The organism is Lederbergia citri, from assembly GCF_018343625.1.
Lineage (GTDB): Bacteria > Bacillota > Bacilli > Bacillales > Bacillaceae_C > Lederbergia > Lederbergia citri.
Genome location: NZ_JAGYPG010000001.1, coordinates 1,313,411 through 1,331,538, shown reverse-complemented (window position 1 = coordinate 1,331,538; position 18,128 = coordinate 1,313,411). Strand labels below are relative to the sequence as shown.

Annotated in this window: 17 protein-coding genes; all 17 read left to right on the top strand. The window is 36.9% G+C overall.

What is annotated here, in order from left to right; all coding sequences use genetic code 11:
- Positions 1–13: 13 nt before the first annotated feature.
- The 17 genes from mnmA (at position 14) to mtnN (ending at position 17,975) form a co-directional block, all read left to right on the top strand.
- Positions 14–1,129: a tRNA 2-thiouridine(34) synthase MnmA gene (mnmA, locus tag KHA97_RS06790; protein ID WP_213123938.1), complete on the top strand. Its 1,116-nt coding sequence runs from the start codon at positions 14–16 to the stop codon at positions 1,127–1,129.
- A 178-nt stretch (positions 1,130–1,307) separates the two neighbouring features.
- Entirely contained in the window at positions 1,308–1,979 is a 672-nt protein-coding gene (locus KHA97_RS06785; RefSeq protein ID WP_213123937.1) for a tetratricopeptide repeat protein, read from the top strand.
- A 24-nt stretch (positions 1,980–2,003) separates the two neighbouring features.
- Positions 2,004–4,388 carry an SF1B family DNA helicase RecD2 gene (gene recD2, locus KHA97_RS06780; protein ID WP_213123936.1) on the top strand — a complete coding sequence of 795 codons (2,385 nt, stop codon included), beginning with the start codon at positions 2,004–2,006 and terminating at the stop codon, positions 4,386–4,388.
- Positions 4,389–4,425: 37 nt separating this feature from the next.
- Positions 4,426–4,944: a PRC-barrel domain-containing protein gene (locus tag KHA97_RS06775; RefSeq protein WP_213123935.1), complete on the top strand. Its 519-nt coding sequence runs from the start codon at positions 4,426–4,428 to the stop codon at positions 4,942–4,944.
- Entirely contained in the window at positions 4,916–5,104 is a 189-nt protein-coding gene (locus KHA97_RS06770) for a hypothetical protein (RefSeq protein WP_213123934.1), read from the top strand. The genes KHA97_RS06775 and KHA97_RS06770 overlap by 29 nt, the downstream gene beginning before the upstream one ends.
- Before the next feature lie 94 nt (positions 5,105–5,198).
- Positions 5,199–6,269, top strand: coding sequence for an AI-2E family transporter (locus KHA97_RS06765; RefSeq protein ID WP_325167417.1), 1,071 nt, complete (start codon positions 5,199–5,201; stop codon positions 6,267–6,269).
- A 379-nt stretch (positions 6,270–6,648) separates the two neighbouring features.
- Positions 6,649–9,282 carry an alanine--tRNA ligase gene (gene alaS / locus KHA97_RS06760; protein WP_213123932.1) on the top strand — a complete coding sequence of 878 codons (2,634 nt, stop codon included), beginning with the start codon at positions 6,649–6,651 and terminating at the stop codon, positions 9,280–9,282.
- Positions 9,283–9,368: 86 nt separating this feature from the next.
- The gene (locus tag KHA97_RS06755) at positions 9,369–9,635 is read left to right on the top strand and encodes an IreB family regulatory phosphoprotein (protein WP_213123931.1); all 267 of its coding nucleotides are present in this window, start codon (positions 9,369–9,371) and stop codon (positions 9,633–9,635) included.
- Between the two features lie 3 nt (positions 9,636–9,638).
- On the top strand, positions 9,639–10,055 hold the full coding sequence (gene ruvX / locus KHA97_RS06750) for a Holliday junction resolvase RuvX (protein WP_213123930.1): 417 nt from the start codon (positions 9,639–9,641) through the stop codon (positions 10,053–10,055).
- Between the two features lie 13 nt (positions 10,056–10,068).
- On the top strand, positions 10,069–10,356 hold the full coding sequence (locus tag KHA97_RS06745; RefSeq protein WP_213123929.1) for a DUF1292 domain-containing protein: 288 nt from the start codon (positions 10,069–10,071) through the stop codon (positions 10,354–10,356).
- Positions 10,357–11,361: 1,005 nt separating this feature from the next.
- On the top strand, positions 11,362–12,468 hold the full coding sequence (mltG, locus tag KHA97_RS06740) for an endolytic transglycosylase MltG (RefSeq protein WP_213124336.1): 1,107 nt from the start codon (positions 11,362–11,364) through the stop codon (positions 12,466–12,468).
- Positions 12,469–12,487: 19 nt separating this feature from the next.
- Positions 12,488–13,126 (top strand): O-methyltransferase, encoded by a 639-nt coding sequence (locus KHA97_RS06735; protein ID WP_213123928.1) that lies wholly within the window; start codon positions 12,488–12,490, stop codon positions 13,124–13,126.
- Positions 13,127–13,144: 18 nt separating this feature from the next.
- Positions 13,145–13,780, top strand: a complete 636-nt coding sequence (gene udk, locus KHA97_RS06730; RefSeq protein ID WP_213123927.1) for a uridine kinase — start codon at positions 13,145–13,147, stop codon at positions 13,778–13,780.
- A 109-nt stretch (positions 13,781–13,889) separates the two neighbouring features.
- Positions 13,890–14,366, top strand: a complete 477-nt coding sequence (gene greA, locus KHA97_RS06725; protein WP_213123926.1) for a transcription elongation factor GreA — start codon at positions 13,890–13,892, stop codon at positions 14,364–14,366.
- 273 nt (positions 14,367–14,639) lie between these two features.
- Positions 14,640–16,394: a penicillin-binding transpeptidase domain-containing protein gene (locus KHA97_RS06720; RefSeq protein WP_213123925.1), complete on the top strand. Its 1,755-nt coding sequence runs from the start codon at positions 14,640–14,642 to the stop codon at positions 16,392–16,394.
- A 216-nt stretch (positions 16,395–16,610) separates the two neighbouring features.
- Positions 16,611–17,252: a YrrS family protein gene (locus tag KHA97_RS06715; protein ID WP_213123924.1), complete on the top strand. Its 642-nt coding sequence runs from the start codon at positions 16,611–16,613 to the stop codon at positions 17,250–17,252.
- A 30-nt stretch (positions 17,253–17,282) separates the two neighbouring features.
- Complete coding sequence (mtnN, locus tag KHA97_RS06710) at positions 17,283–17,975, top strand: 5'-methylthioadenosine/S-adenosylhomocysteine nucleosidase (RefSeq protein WP_213123923.1); 693 nt, start codon at positions 17,283–17,285, stop codon at positions 17,973–17,975.
- The last annotated feature ends 153 nt before the right edge of the window (positions 17,976–18,128 follow it).

The following is an 18,128-nucleotide window of genomic DNA, read 5'->3' as shown; positions in this document are numbered from 1 at the left end:
AGGAAGATGCAAGATGATTAAAGCGCCAAAAGATACACGAGTCGTTGTCGGTATGTCTGGAGGTGTTGATTCATCAGTAGCTGCTTTATTGTTAAAAGAGCAAGGATATGATGTAATTGGCATTTTTATGAAAAACTGGGATGATACGGATGAAAATGGTGTATGTACAGCAACAGAGGATTATAATGATGTCATTCAAGTATGCAACCAAATCGGCATACCGTATTATGCAGTTAACTTTGAAAAACAATATTGGGATAAAGTGTTCACTTATTTTCTTGATGAATATAAGGCCGGCCGCACTCCGAACCCAGATGTAATGTGCAATAAGGAAATAAAATTTAAAGCATTCCTTGAGCATGCTATGAAGCTTGGTGCTGATTATTTGGCAACTGGGCACTATGCTCAAGTCGTTCATCGTGACGGAGAAGTAAAGATGCTTCGTGGAGTAGATGAGAACAAAGATCAAACGTATTTTTTGAATCAATTAGGTCAGCATCAACTTAAAAAAGTAATGTTTCCTATCGGTTCTATCGATAAAAAACGAGTTAGGGAAATAGCGAAAGAAGCAGGACTTGCTACAGCTTCCAAAAAAGATAGTACCGGAATATGCTTCATTGGTGAAAGAAACTTCAAAGAATTCCTAAGTGGTTATTTACCAGCTCAAAAAGGAGTAATGGAGACACTTGATGGAAAAAAAGTTGGCAAGCATGATGGGCTTATGTATTATACGATTGGTCAACGACATGGACTAGGAATAGGTGGAGCAGGTGAGCCTTGGTTTGTAGTAGGAAAAGATTTAAAACGAAATGTTCTATATGTGGAACAAGGCTTCGATCATCCGTCTCTATATTCCGATTCGATTAATGCTGTAAACGTAAATTGGGTGACTGATCAAAAAATGCCGAATGAATTTATGTGTACTGCAAAGTTTCGATATCGCCAACCAGATGAAGCAGTTACCGTTGAGATTTTAGAAAATGGGAATGTAAATGTGGTGTTTGCAAGACCAGTCCGAGCCGTAACTCCAGGACAAGCAGTTGTATTTTATAATGGGGAAGAATGCTTAGGCGGCGGTACAATTGATACGGTTTATAAAAACAATCAAAAACTTGCTTATGTCGGTTAACTGCTTATCATTATATGATAGGCAGTTTTTTTATGGGGAAGAAAGGACAGAATTATTTAGGAATAATATTAAGACCGACCGTCATGTCCTGTTGTGGTCCCATAAGTCGATGGCCAAGTCGCTTATGCTTTTCTAAATATGTTATAATCCAATTAATTGAAGTTTCGGAGTGAATAGAATGGATAAAAATTTAAAAGGAATTCAGTTTTTACAAGAAGGAAACGTTGAAAAAGCGATTCAAATGTTTGCGGAAGCTATAGAAGAAAATCCTCATGACGCGGTTGGTTATGTTAATTTTGCAAATGTACTTATATCTGTAGGCGAGCTGCAGCGTGCTGAACAATTTTTAAAAAGAGCAATTGAAATTGATGATAAGGCATCAGCGGCTTACTACAGCTATGGCAATTTATATTTTAATAAAGAATTATACGATCAAGCTGCAGGCATGTTCGAGAAGGCACTCGCAATTGGGCCTGAATCTAATGATCTCCAGTATATGCTTGGAATGTGCTTTGTTAATTTAGGGAGAAACGAATTATCGCTTCCTTATTTACAAAGAAGCGTCGAACTCAACGGTGAAGATATGGAAGCGAGATTTCAATATGCGCTTTCATTAGCAAGATGCGGGCTATACGATGAGGCAATAACTCAATTGGAAATTGTAGTTAAAACAGAGCCTGATCATGCGGATGCTAATTATAATCTTGGTGTTGCACATATTACTGCTCATGATGATGTTAAAATAGCTCAAACTTATTTTCAAAAGACGTTGGATATTCAACCAAATCATCTCCTGGCTGGGAATGGTATAAAATTAGTGGAGCAATTGTCGGAAGAAAAAGGACAATAATCCGCTAAAATGGGGGAATCAAGTATGGAAGTTCAGGATTCTCTTGATTTATTTCAAGAAAATGAAACATATATAAAAGGTCGCCACCTTGTAACAATATTTCACAACGAGCAAAATTTTTATTCTGTCATTCGTATTAGAATAGACGGAACAAACTTAGAGTATAAGGATAAAGAAGCGGTAGTCACAGGATTTTTCCCTAAACTTCACGAGCAGGAAACCTATATATTTTATGGTCAGTTTAAAGAGCACCCGAAATTTGGGCTGCAATTTAATGCTGATCATTTTAAAAAAGATATGCCGAAAACGAAGCAAGGGGTTGTAACGTATTTATCAAGTGATTTATTTAAAGGAATTGGGAAAAAAACGGCAGAACGTATTGTTGAATCACTTGGTGAGAATGCTATTTCACGTATACTTGAACAACCTTCCATACTTGATGAAGTTCCGAAGCTTGGTCCAGAAACGGCTAAGCAGCTCTACGATACATTACTAGAACATCAAGGGCTTGAACAGGTGATGATTGGTTTAAATCAGTACGGTTTTGGTCCGCAAATTTCAATGAAAATATATCAAGTATATAAAGATGAAACTCTCAACATCTTGCAACAAAACCCATATCGATTGATTGAAGATGTAGAAGGGGTCGGATTCATCAGAGCAGATGAACTAGGTAGTCAGCTAGGAATTACAGGTATTCACCCTGATCGTATTAAAGCAGGTTGTTTGTACGTTTTAGAACAAGAGTGCTTAAAAAATGGACATGTTTATTTGGATAGCGCGGAGATTTTAGAAAAAGTTAAAACATTGCTAGAAGAAAGTCAGAGTATAGAGATTCCTTTTCAGGAAATTGCGACAGGATTAATTAAGCTTGAAGAGGAAGGAAAGATCATCGGAGAAGAAAAGCGTGTTTATATGCCATCCCTTTATTTTTCTGAAAAAGGGATTGTAACGAATATTGAGCGGATTATGGAGCAAAAGGAATATGCTGAACAATTTCCTGAATCCGAATTTCTGCTTGCTCTTGGGAGTTTAGAGGAACGATTGCATGTTGAATATGCCCCTTCTCAAAGAGAGGCAATCAAAACTGCCTTAACAAGCCCAATGATGATTTTGACAGGAGGACCTGGCACGGGGAAAACTACCGTCATTAAAGGGATTGTGGAATTGTATGCGGAATTGCATGGCTTGTCTCTTGACCCTCATGCCTATAAAAAGGAAGAACCATTTCCTATTTTATTAACCGCTCCAACTGGGAGAGCAGCAAAAAGAATGTCTGAATCGACAGGAGTCCCAGCCATGACAATCCATCGTCTATTAGGTATGACTGGCCAAGAACAACTGGATTCTGATGAAGTCCGAGAAATTGATGGAAGGCTCGTCATCGTTGATGAAATGTCAATGGTTGATACGTGGCTCGCCCATCAATTATTAAAAGCATTGCCAAAATCGATTCAAGTTATCGTTGTTGGGGATGAAGATCAATTGCCATCTGTAGGACCTGGACAAGTATTAAAAGATTTAATTGATTCTAAAGTTATCCCAACCGTTCAACTGACAGATATTTACCGACAAGAAGAAGGTTCCTCTATCATCAATCTTGCTCACGAAATAAAAAATGGGCGAACACCCCTTGATTTAGTCAAACAACAAAAAGACCGTTCATTTTTTCAATGTCAAACTGGACAAATAAGTGAAGTCATTAAAAAAGTTGTCTTAAATGCAAAGCAAAAAGGCTATCCCGCAAAAGATGTTCAAGTTCTTGCCCCTATGTATCGTGGTCCAGCGGGAATTGATAACTTAAATAAAATACTTCAAGAAATTTTTAATCCAAATCTCGATGGGAAAAGAAAAGAACTGTCCTTTGGAGATGTTAAATATAGAATAGGGGATAAAGTATTACAACTTGTAAATCAGCCTGAACAACATGTTTTTAATGGTGATATGGGTGAAGTAATCTCGATTCTCTATGCAAAGGAAAACACAGAGAACCAAGATATGGTCGTTGTCTCTTTTGAAGGAACCGAAGTGACTTATACAAGGGGAGACTTAAACCAAATTACACATGCTTACTGTTGTTCAATCCATAAGTCACAAGGAAGTGAATTTCCTATCGTCATCCTTCCAGTCGTACGAAGTTATTATAGAATGTTAAGAAGAAATTTACTTTATACTGCTATAACAAGAAGTAAGCAATTTCTCATTTTATGTGGAGAAGAAAGTGCATTTCGTACAGGAGTAGAACGGAAGGATGATTTAGTAAGAAAAACATCTTTATATGAAAAACTAGTTTCTGATTCAAAACCTATACAAAATCAACAAGAAGAAGGCTTGACTGAGGAAAACATATTGCTTATCGATCCAATGATCGGCATGGAAAATCTTACGCCTTATGATTTTTTGGATTGAGGAGGAAAATAAAAATGTTCGGAAAGGCGGGGATGCTTTGCGGACATTTTCTCTTTTAAAAGGGATGCCTATATATGAAAAAAACGGAAACTTACTTGGTGAAGTTTGTGACATCGTCATTCAAGAAAACGGAAAAGTATCACATCTTTTGCTGCAAAGTAAAGGTTTTATTAGTAAAAAGCTAAAAATTCCTTTTACGAACATTAGTTCATTTGGCAAAGATGGGATATTGCTTGAAAACAAGGAGCTACTCTCGAAATACACAGGAGAGCCTTCCGAATATACGATGCATCATGATCAGCCCCTTGCAAAGAAAAATGCGTTATCCGAAATCGGAGACCAGCTTGGATTATTGGATGATGTATATTTTCTGGAAGAAATGGGCACAATCGTAGGGTATGAACTGACGGATGGTTTCTTTTCTGATATTACTCAAGGAAAACGAGTGATCAGAACTCCCCACCCACCAAAGATTGGAAAAGATGCCATCATCGTGTCGGTAACTAAGCTGCGAGGTGGCAAATCCTATGATGAAGTGTCCGAATTGCCAAAGTAAGGACCTTGGTAAAATAGGCATAAATCAATATTATTGTTGGAACTGTTTTATTGAACTGTCGATTGGTGGTCAATTAATACACACACATCAAGTTGAAGAAGACGGCTCTTTAAGTTCATTGGACGATTTGTTTAATGAACAGGAAAGAAAATTGAGCTGATCAGCTAAAGGAACTGTCTCTTATTGGGACAGTTTCTTTAGTTTTGGATAAATTGGTCTATATATCGGAAAACTATTATGGAGGGGGAATGTTTGTGACTCAGCACCATCTCCGAATTATTTTTCGATTAATTATCGTTTTACTTATTTTTATTATTATTTATTGTTTTTTATTATTAAAGCCAATTTGGAAACCAATTTTTACAACAGTCATGATAGGACTCTTTCCCTTTTTATTAAGTGGTATAATCGCATACCTGCTCCATCCTCTAGTCGAAAAAATAGAAGGTATGGGCGTAAAAAGATATCTTGCTATTTTGCTCATATATCTTCTTTTTTTTGGTGCTACCGGATACGCAATATATTTAGGAATTCCTATGATCATCAAACAGATGAAGGAGTTTTCCGAACAGCTTCCGTTATTTGTAGAGCATTATCGAAATTGGATTCATCAAGTTGAAGCTTCCACCTCGAAGTTTCCAGATGGAATCCAATTACAAATTGATAAGCGAATTTATGATATTGAACAATGGTTTAACAAGCTAATTGAAAAATCGACAAAAGCGATTATGAATCTTTTTGATTTTTTATTTGTTTTATTAGTGGTGCCATTCCTTTCATTTTATATGCTAAAGGATCTTGATGTAATTAAAAAAGCATGTTGGTATATGACTCCAAAAAGATGGAGGAGAAATGGAGTATTGTTTTTAGATGCGGTCAACGAATCTTTAGGCGGCTACATACGTGGCCAAATACTTGTATGTGTCATAATTGGATCAGCAGCTGCCTTAAGTTTTGGAATTATTGGCATAAAGTACCCAATATTATTGGGTATCATTATTGCTATTACGAATGTCATACCATATTTTGGTCCGCTTATTGGTGCATTTCCAGTAGTGATTATAGCATTAATGACATCCGTTAAATTGGCGATAATCGCAGGGATAATTGTATTTATTCTCCAATTTATTGAAGGAAATATATTATCGCCTTACATTGTCGGAAAATCATTACATATGCATCCTTTATTCATCATCGCTGCCCTTATTATTGGGGGGGAGGCATTTGGAATTATTGGGATGATTGTTTCCGTCCCTATTTTAGCGATCATTAAAATTGCAATTATACATTCAAGGGATCATTTAATCAGATCAAGGCAGACTTAACATTGACAAAGAATCCCTCTTTCACTATAATCTCAATATACAATTAAAATATTGGTAAATTGAAGAAGGATCTAAATGTTATAGACCATCTTTAGAGAGGAATTTCCTAGGCTGAAAGAAATTCTAGATGAAGAATAACATATGCCAATCCAGAGAGTAGCTAATCCCTGCCGTTAACCGCGTTAAGGTACTGAGATAAAAGCATATTCCTTATGGAAATTCGCTTTTGAATCAGGGTGGTACCGCGTACGATAAGCTTCGCCCCTGTTTAGGGGTGGGGCTTTTTATTTTTGGCTCTGTTAAACTCGGATGGTGATTTAGCTCTTAGCAAATTAGCAACGAGCTTTAATGAAGCTTAATCTTTAAGGAGGTTATATAATTGAAAAAACTAACAGGTGCACAAATTAGACAAATGTTTTTAGATTTTTTTCAGGAAAAGGGCCACAAAGTGGAGCCGAGTGCTTCTCTTGTTCCACACGATGATCCAACGTTATTGTGGATTAATAGTGGTGTGGCAACACTGAAAAAATACTTTGATGGAAGAGTAATTCCGGAAAATCCACGAATCGTAAATGCACAGAAATCAATTCGTACGAACGACATTGAAAATGTTGGGAAAACGGCACGACATCATACATTTTTTGAAATGCTCGGCAACTTTTCAATTGGCGATTATTTTAAAAAAGAAGCAATTGAATGGGCTTGGGAGTTTTTGACAAGTCCGAAATGGATTGGTTTTGAAGCGGATAAATTGTCTGTTACAATTCATCCTGAAGATGATGAAGCATACGAGTTGTGGCACAATATGATTGGAATTCCTAAAGATAGAATTGTTCGACTTGAAGGAAACTTTTGGGACATAGGTGAAGGTCCAAGTGGTCCGAACACAGAAATATTTTATGATAGAGGTCCTGAGTTTGGGAATGATCCTGAAGATCCGGAGCTCTACCCTGGTGGAGAAAATGAACGCTATTTAGAAATCTGGAACCTTGTATTTTCGCAATTTAACCACAACCCAGATGGTTCTTATACTCCACTTCCGAAGAAGAATATTGATACAGGGATGGGATTAGAACGTATGGCGTCCGTTATCCAAAACGTCCCAACGAACTTCGATACCGATCTATTTATGCCAATCATTCGTGAAACAGAAAAAATTTCAGGATCTTCATATGGAACTTTTGCAGAATCTGATGTAGCTTTTAAAGTGATTGCCGATCATATTCGTACAGTTGCATTTGCTATAGCGGATGGTGCATTACCTTCAAATGAAGGTCGGGGCTATGTTCTGCGAAGGCTTTTAAGAAGAGCAGTAAGATATGCAAAACAAATAAATATTGATAAGCCTTTTATGTTCAAATTAGTACCAATTGTTGGCGAAATTATGAAAGAATTTTATCCAAATGTAGTGGAAAAATCTGATTTTGTACAGAAAGTGATTAAAAATGAAGAAGAACGTTTCCATGAAACATTGCATGACGGATTAGAAATCCTTTCATCGATTATTCAAAAAGCAAAAGCAGAAGGCAACGACGTCATTAGCGGGTCTGATGTATTTAAACTTTATGACACTTATGGATTCCCTATTGAACTGACAGAAGAATATGCTGAAGAAGAAAATATGAAGGTGGACCACGAAGGTTTTGACATAGCGATGGAGGAACAGCGGGAAAGAGCTAGATCTGCTCGCCAAGATACTGAATCAATGCATGTACAAGGAGGTATACTAGGCGATTTACATGTAAGCAGTACATTTATCGGCTATGGAAATCTTCAATCCGAAACGAAAGTCCAAGCAATTATTAAAAATGGAGAACTTGTGCAAGCAGCAAGAGAAGGCGATAAAATTGATTTCATACTTGAAGATACTCCATTTTATGCTGAAAGTGGAGGGCAAATTGCTGACCAGGGCTACATCTCTGCAGATGGATTAAAGGTATTTGTAACAGATGTTCAAAAAGCGCCAAATGGGCAAAATCTTCATTCAGCTGTTATTGAAGCAGGCGTACTAGAACAAGGAATGCTTGTTGATGCACAGGTTAACGAAGCAAATCGTAGAAAAATAGAGAAAAATCATACTGCTACACATCTGCTTCATCAAGCGTTAAAAGATGTCCTTGGCAGCCATGTAAACCAAGCTGGTTCTTATGTCGGACCAGAACGACTCCGATTTGATTTCTCACATTTTGGTCAAGTGAAACAGGAAGAATTAGAAAAAATTGAGCAAATCGTAAATGAAAAGATTTGGGCAAATATTCCAGTTTCTATCAAAAATAAAAGTCTTGATGAAGCTAAAGCAATGGGTGCTATGGCACTATTCGGTGAAAAATACGGAGAGATTGTACGTGTCGTTTCTGTTGGCGACTATAGCTTGGAGCTTTGCGGAGGATGTCATGTTCCTAATAGTTCTTCAATCGGCTTATTTAAAATTGTTTCAGAGAGTGGTATAGGTGCTGGAACACGCAGAATTGAGGCTGTAACAGGCCAAGGTGCATACCATGTTATGAATGAAGAAATTATTAAGCTTCATCAAGTGGCAGATATTTTGAAAACAATACCAAAGGATTTAGTTCATCGTGCAGAAACTCTTCTTACTGATATGAAGGACCTCCAACGTGAAAATGAATCTTTATCCTCCCAACTTGCAAATATTGAAGCAGGAAATATGCTCCAATATGTAGAAGAAGTTGATGGAATAAAAGTTTTGGCAAGAAAAGTACAGGCAAATGATATGAATACTCTTCGAAATATGGCAGATGATTTAAAGCAAAAAATAGGATCAGGAATCATTGTTCTTGGATCAGGTCAAAATGATAAAGTAAATATTATTGCAGCAGTAACTAAAGATTTAATTGAAAAAGGCTACCATGCTGGAAAACTAGTCAAGGAAGTGGCTGGACGCTGTGGAGGCGGCGGTGGCGGTCGCCCAGATATGGCACAAGCAGGTGGAAAAAATCCAGAGCAATTGGATTCTGCATTAGACTTTGTCACTGAATGGGTAAAATCCGTTTGATTATAAATGGAAATCATGTACAATAAAGATAATATTGTACAATCAGGCCTATCTGTAAATGGTAAGTCTTAAGAGAGGTGTTGTAAATGAGCTCTTTTGATAAAACGATGCGTTTTGATTACCAAGAAGATCCGTTGGAGCATGATGTAAAAGAAGTATTGCTTCATGTGTATGCTGCTCTTCAGGAAAAGGGATATCATCCGATTAATCAAATTGTTGGATACTTACTTTCAGGAGACCCTGCTTATATTCCGAGACATCAAGACGCACGCAATATCATGAGGAAGCTAGAGCGTGACGAGATCATCGAAGAATTGGTGAAATCGTATTTAAAACAACATCGTGAGGGATAATAGATGAGAGTTATGGGCCTGGATGTTGGATCTAAAACGGTTGGAGTGGCTGTTAGCGATGAAATGGGTTGGACTGCTCAGGGCATTGAAACGATAGCCATAAATGAAAATATAAATAGGTTTGGATTCGAGAGAATTGGAGAAATTATTAAAGAATATGACGTGAAGGAAATTATCGTTGGTCTACCAAAAAATATGAACAATAGCATTGGACCAAGAGGTGAGGCTTCACGAGACTACGCTGTAAAGTTAGAATCTCTATTCAACATCCCTGTTAGACTATGGGACGAGCGCCTAAGTACTATGGCGGCAGAGCGGATTTTATTGGAAGCAGATGTAAGTAGAAAAAAACGGAAAAAAGTAATCGATAAAATGGCGGCCGCGATGATTTTACAAGGTTATCTGGACAGCCAACAATAAGAGGTGAAGGATAATGGAAAACGGGGAAAAACACATTACAGTAGTAGATGAAAACGGAAATGAACAGCTTTATGAAGTATTATTTACATTTGATTCCGAAGAATTTAATAAATCATATGTATTATACTTCCCTTTAGGCGCTGAAGAAGACGAAAATGAAGAGATAGAAATTCATGCTTCTGCCTATACTCCAAATGAAGAGGGCGAAGAAGGCAGTCTACAGCCGATTGAAACGGATGAAGAGTGGGATATGATAGAAGAAATGCTCAACACGTTTCTCGATGAGGAAGAAGAAGAATAAGTAAAATGAGGGGCTTTCCAAAGTCGTAGTAATTGACTTTTGGGAAGTCCCTTACTATTTAATTTGTTTTGTTAACCTGGACTGTTGATTTCCGATGCAGGTGTCGCTTTCCGTGGGTAGGAAAAGCGAAGGGGCTTGAACAGGGGCGACAAGCAAATGTTCTCCAACCCTGGAAGATGTTCTTTAACTTCTTGGGTTGCTGGTTTTTGACCTCGAGCCCCTAGCGCATATAGCTAGACAAGGTACGGGGAGCTTCCTCGGCGCCTTAGCTTGTTGTCTAGCTCCGGCTCCTAGCGTCTAACGAACGAGTCCTTACCTCCCTACGATAAGTCAACATCGGCTCGTTCCTCGCCGTGTTTCCTTTATCTCAGTGCGGGAAAGTCTCCCGTTCATACGACGCTGAACAGTCGCCTTGCTTTACTATTCTGCGGGATCTCCCCTGCCCCGTATTCCCGCGACGGACAGGACGTCCTAGTGTCGGCGTAGGCCACAGGACGTGGCCACCTTTAGCCGACCAGGAGTCTCACACTTTCCGCTACAATTAACATTGTGCCAATATTATTTTATGTGCTTTTTAGTGAAGAAAAACGACCCGTTTTTTCCTCACTTTTTTTATTTTAGTACGTCTAAGCTAACGTATTTTATGGATACTCTATATAGAGTATCTAGCTCCTTTCGTATTGTAGCTCTAATTTGGTTGGGTTTTCATTAAACATACTTACCAAATTAATCTACGTTTTTACGATATAGGAGCTAATTTCGTTTGCGATAACTACATTTTTCTCCCTATAATAAGTCACATGCGCCTAGTTTATCTGTCTATGAGACGGTGCTTTCGTTATCGTTTCTGAGTTTTCTTCATTTTTCGAGTGAAATATGTACAATTTGTAGTATAATGAACAAGATAAAAATAGAGAATTCTATTAAGCTCTTGTTCAAAGGGGGATTGCCAAAGTGGCAGATAAAGAAAGCCGTGGCACTGATAAACTAGATCTAAAAACAAAGATGAGAAATAACTTAATAGAGAGACGAAACGAGGCGAGAATTATAAGAAGAATCGTAGCAATTATAACATTAATTGCATTGCTGGCTGTTGGTGGAGTTGGATTTATTGGATATAATTATGTGAAATCCGCTTTAGAGCCAGTCGATCCTAACAATAATAAGCAGGTGGCAGTAGAAATTCCAATCGGGTCTTCCACAACTTCCATTGGGAAACTTCTTCAGAAGGAAGGCATAATAAAAAATGGAACAATTTTTAAATACTATGTAAAATTTAAAAACTTTTCTGGCTTTCAAGCAGGCAATTATAAGCTTACACAATCTATGACACTAGATGAGATTGCGGAAACTTTGAAAACGGGTAAGCTCGTCAGGGAAGCGTTATTTAAAATGACCATTCCAGAAGGATTACAAATTAATCAAATTGCTATAATAATCGCGAAGCATATCGATATGTCACCTGAGGAAATTGCAAAAAAGCTAGATGATCCGGAAACGATTAAAAAGCTTATGAAACAATATCCGGAAATTTTGACGGATGATATTTTAAATAAAAATATTAAACATCCATTAGAAGGTTATTTATTTCCTGCGACCTATTCATTTTATGAAGAAAAACCATCATTAGAATCTATCGTCGATGAAATGCTTTCACAAACACAAAAAATCGTAAAAAATTATTCAAGTACGATGGAAGAAAAGAAAATGAGTGTTCATGAACTCCTTACGATGGCTTCTTTAATTGAAAAGGAAGCAACCGAAAAAGCTGACCGACATAATATTTCCAGTGTTTTTTATAATCGCATGGATCAAGGCATGCCACTTCAAACCGATCCAACTGTTTTGTATGCTCTAGGGAAACATAAAGATAGAACATTATTAGAGGATCTAAAAGTAGAGTCACTGTACAATACGTATATACATGAAGGACTTCCTCCAGGCCCTATTGCCAATGCAGGCGAAACGTCTATAGAAGCAGCATTAAATCCAGCTGATACAGAATACTTATACTTCCTTGCTGAATACGGTACAGGAGAGGTTCATTATTCAAAAACACTGCAAGAACATAATGCTTTGAAAGAAAAATACATTACGAATAAAAGAGATTAAGCTATAGGAGGTTCATTTTTTGAACGAATCTATTAAAAGCTATCTTGAAACATATATACCTGAGAGAAGCTTATTTTTTAAAGAGCTGGAAAGATTTGCAATGGAACATCGAGTACCTATAATGGAACCTGATGGAATAGAAACGTTGTTGCAAATAATGAGAATCCAAAATCCTAAAAGAATTTTAGAAATTGGCACTGCTATAGGATATTCAGCGCTCAGAATGGCCGATGCGATTAAAGATGCACAAATTATCACATTGGAAATGGATGAAGAGAGAATAGCTCAGGCAGAAAATAATATTAAAAGGTTTAATATGGAGAACAGAGTAACCGTTTTACAAGGAAATGCATTGGAGTTATTCGACCAAGTTGCTGAGTTTGGATCATTTGATGCTATCTTCGTTGATGCGGCAAAAGGTCAATATTCCAAATTCTTTTCTATGTACAAAGGTCTTTTAACAGAGAATGGTTGTATTTATACGGATAATGTGTTGTTTAAAGGCTTGGTGGCAGAAGAAAATCAAACAGAAAATAAAAGATTATCGAGTGTTGCTGCTAAAATTAAACAATTCAACCAATGGTTATTTGAGCAAAAAGATTTTATTTCTGTTATTATTCCAGTAGGAGACGGCCTAGCGGTCAGTAAAAAAATATAATGTTGGAGGGTCTGTTAGATGGACCATAAACCAGTAATCATAGGGGTGGCTGGGGGATCCGGATCAGGGAAAACCAGTGTAACCAATTCTATTTATGAAACTTTTAAAGGTCACTCCATACTGGTCATAGAGCAAGATTATTATTATAAAGATCAAGGACATCTTCCGATGGAAGAACGTCTAAAAACAAATTATGATCATCCGCTTGCTTTTGACAACGAACTTCTTTATAAACATCTTGAAAAACTTTTACGATATGAAGCAATTAAAAAGCCGGTTTATGATTATACACGTCATACGAGATCGGATAAGACGATTGTTGTTGAACCAAAAGATGTTATCATTATTGAAGGAATTTTAGTATTGGAAGACGAAAGATTGCGCAATTTAATGGATATAAAAATATTTGTGGATACAGATGCTGATTTACGCATTATTCGCCGCCTCATTAGGGATATGGAAGAACGCGGTCGATCTTTTGATTCAGTAATATCTCAATATTTGAATGTTGTTCGACCCATGCATAATCAATTTATTGAGCCAACAAAAAGATATGCTGATATCATCATTCCTGAAGGTGGGCATAATCATGTCGCCATCGATTTACTCGCAACAAAGATTAAAACAATTCTTGAACAAAAGTCATTTTTGTAATACGATAGCATAGATACTATTATATGTACTATGACGCGCCTGAGAGAGGCGCGTCATCATGTATTACATACACAAAATTAGATTTGTAACTGATAAGGAGTGAAGGGATTTGGCTACAGAAAAAGTATTTCCTATGACAGAAGCTGGGAAAGAAAAACTTGAGCAGGAACTAGAATATTTAAAGACGGTTAAAAGAAAAGAAGTGGTGGAGCGGATAAAAATAGCTCGAAGCTTTGGAGATTTATCGGAGAACTCCGAATACGATTCCGCAAAAGAAGAGCAGGCATTTGTTGAAGGCAGAATCACTACAATTGAAAATATGGTAAGAAATGCAAAAATTATTGAAGATGATGAATTGAATGCAGATATCGTTACTCTTGGAAAAACTGTAACGTTTGTTGAGTTGCCAGACGGTGACGAAGAAACATATACAATTGTAGGTAGTGCAGAGGCTGATCCATTTGAAGGGAAAATTTCAAATGACTCCCCAATCGCAAAAAGTTTGCTCGGACATAAAGTAGGTCAGGAAGTAACAGTGCAAACTCCAGGAGGAGAAATGAAGGTCCGTCTCGTTTCAATCAATTAATATAATGAACACGATTCCATTTTTGTTGGGATCGTGTTTTTATTTTGCTAGGAAGGATAAATTTAAAGTTGCGGATATCTTTAAATAAATGTTTTCCGTCTGGCAAAAGCAGCTACTGACTAGTAAAGCTCATGTACTTTTCTTTTGAGCAAGTGAAATTCCCAGAAGTGTGTAAGGATATCAACAGACGCTTATGCTTTTGTTCTTTAATGCCACTCGCAAGATGTTATCCATTTAGAAATTTTAGGCAACAATGGAGTCGAGGTGGTTTTTATGCGTAAGCGGAGAGTTAGATTCATATCTGCGATAATTATACTTATGATAATGGTTTTGCTTACAAGACTAATGCAATTGCAATTATTTTATACTGAAAATTATTCCAAACATCATGTCAATCTTTTAAATGAGAGTGTTAAGCAAAGAACACAAGAGGTTTTAATTGATGATGGGCGGGGACATTTTTTAGATAATGAAGGTTATCCACTTTCCTATGATGAAAAAACAATCCTTGTATTATTTCCTTTTCTCAAGAGTATTAATTGGGATCGCGAGCAGGTTGCCAATATTTTGAATACAACGAAAGAAAAGTTAGAACTATCATTAAGTAATGCAAAAAAGCCGTTGATTTATGGAGAAATTTCGCCAATTCAGGCAAAACAAATAACTAAAATGAATATTCCCGGATTATATGCAATCCAAAAAAAATATCCGCCTGAAAGCAATATTGCAAATCAACTTATTGGCCTAATAGGTGAAAACAGGGAAGAATTTTGGAAAAGATACCCCGAAAAAAAAGGTTTGGATACAAAATTAGGAATCTCAGGTTTGCAGAATAGCTTTGATGAATTTTTAATCGAAGAGCATCCATCGAAACTTATTTTTCATGTAGATGGTATTGGAGCTCCTTTATTTGGAATTGATGTCAAATACTCAGGACAAAGTAATCCGTATTATCCATTAATGGTTAAAACAACGATCAGTAATCCATTTCAAAAAGGAATAGAAGCACTAGTTGATAAATATGAAATAAAAAAAGGTGGTGCGTTGCTTCTAGATATTGAAACAGGCAATATTTTAGCATCTGTTTCAAGGCCTATACTTAATCGTGAAAATCCTTTTTTAGATGATGGCGCAGTAAATATGATGTTTGAACAACATATTCCTGGTTCAGTATTTAAAACCGTTGTAACGGCTGCTGCAGTTGAAGAAGGTTTAATTGAAAATAATGAAGAATTTAACTGTTCTCTTAATATTAGAGGAGAACCAGCAGAAAGAGATTTAGGAATGTTGGCATTAAATGAAAGTTTTTCACGAAGCTGCAATAAAACATTTGGTGAATTGGCTGTGAGAGTACAGCAGGAAGAAAATTCATTTTTAGAGAAATATGCTGAGAAACTTGGAATAATAGGATATACCGGCTGGGAAGGAGATATATTCCATATAAAAAATTTCAGACAGTTTGCACACGAAGCAGGTAGAATTTTTACATCAGATGAAAGTAGAAAAGATCAAAATTATATTATGCAAACCGGAATTGGGCAGCATGAGGTTCGAGTCTCACCTCTTAGTGTAGCCAATATGATGGCAACAATTGCGCGTGGTGGTGAAAAGAAAGAGATTCGGGTAGCAACAGATATTCAATATGCTAATGGAGGAGCCTTGTTTCATTTCCCGGAACAAAATGTGAAGGGGGACCATATTTCAACTTCCACTGCGATAAAACTGCAATCATTGCTTAGGAGTGTCGTGACCGATGAAGAGGGAACTGGCCATATCTTTCAAAAATTACCATTTAAGGTCGCTGGGAAAAGCGGAACGGCCGAAACTGGAGTAGAGCGAGATGGAGTTCAGCTCCATAATAAATGGTTTGCTGGCTACTTTCCTTTTGAACAACCAAAATACGCTTTAGTCGTGGTAAATTTAGAAGTACCTAATGATCAAGGTGGAATAAATCCACTTTTTGCCGATATTGTTACGATGATTTATGAGGAGAATCATAAACAACAACAAGGTAGACCAGAAGAGTGATGAGCTTTTTTTAAATATTTCTCAGTCCTTAGAAAATTAATTATTTTTGGTAATTATAGTGACAAATTACTTGTAGGAAACTCGTAGATTTGGTTAGGAAGGCGTTGCCACTTTATGCTCCGTCTACCGCCTCTTCTACGGGTATATCCGCATTATTTCTTCACGTTTTCCTTTATCCATGTTATGATAATGTCAATCGAAATGGAGGTTGATTTTGTGCCTATTGATTTCAATAACACGGGTTCGCGCTCTGAAAAGCGGGCAAAACGTAGGAAAACAAATATTATTTTAAATACGTTGATTGCTATTGTTATTATTTTAATTCTTATTGTAGGCAAAAGCATTTTCTTCAGTAATCCTAAATCTGATCCTCAGCAAACGAGCGGACAAGAAATATCCAAAAATGAAGAAAAAAGCAGTGATAAAGAAGAACAATCTACAAATGAAAATACCAATAATCAATCTGATGATGAAACTCAATCTAATTCAGATGAAGAAGATATTAGTTCAGGTACCATCGAACAAGAAGGCAATGAGCCGAATGTAGAAAAAGTTATAACAAATCCTGATTGGAAGCCGGTTGGCACGGAACAAACGAATGGACATCAATCGTCGTATGACATGGGTTCAGTAGATTGGAAAGAGAAGGAGAAAGCTGCTGCATATGCGATTAATATTTCAGCAGATAATATGACTACGTGGTGGCTTAGACGCGGGGATGATGCTGAGAATCAGTCAATCCTAACCGTATCAGAGAAAGGAAGCCCTGATACGTATGAAGTTTATGTTGAATGGGTAGATGGTCAAGGCTGGAAGCCTTCTGTAGTTAAAAAATTGATTGAAAATGATCGTAGATAATTGATTAGATTTTGAAAAGAGGGTATCGTTTTGAAAATTGCCATCATTGGCGCAATGGAAGAAGAAGTATCTCTACTGCGTAATAATATTACAAATAAGCAAATAATTGAAATAGCAGGTTGTGAATTTACTTCGGGAAATATTGGAGAAAAACAAGTAGTTTTACTTAAATCAGGTATTGGGAAAGTAAATGCTGCGATGTCTACAACTATTTTATTGGAGAAATTCAAGCCGGATATCATAATAAATACAGGTTCAGCCGGAGGATACAATCCGAATCTAAACATTGGTGATCTTGTCATTTCCACCGAAGTTCGTCACCATGATGTAGATGTAACGATTTTTGATTATGAATATGGTCAAGTTCCCCAAATGCCTCCTGCTTTTCTTGCAGATCCTTCATTAATTGAAACAGCTCTTAAAGCAGCTGAAAAGGTTGAAGGGATACAGGCCGTAAAAGGATTGATTGCAACAGGGGATTCATTTATGAACGATCCGGAGAGAGTAGAGTTTGTCCGGAGTAAGTTCCAAGACCTTCAGGCTGTTGAAATGGAGGCTGCTGCTATTGCACAAGTGGCATATCAATTTAAAGTCCCGTTTGTGATTATTCGGTCACTATCAGATATTGCAGGGCAAGAATCTCATATATCATTTGATGAATATTTAGATAAAGCAGCTGTAAATTCAGCTAATTTAGTATTAGAAATGGTTAAATCTTTATAAAGGAAGGACTCTTCAATGAAGAGTCCTCAGACTGTAGACAAACTCGACGAAAGTCGGGTTTGCCTACAGTCTATTTTTTTATAAAATTATAGATATACCAATACTTGAGGTGATAAAAATGCTGACTAAGAATAAATCAATCCAACGGGACCA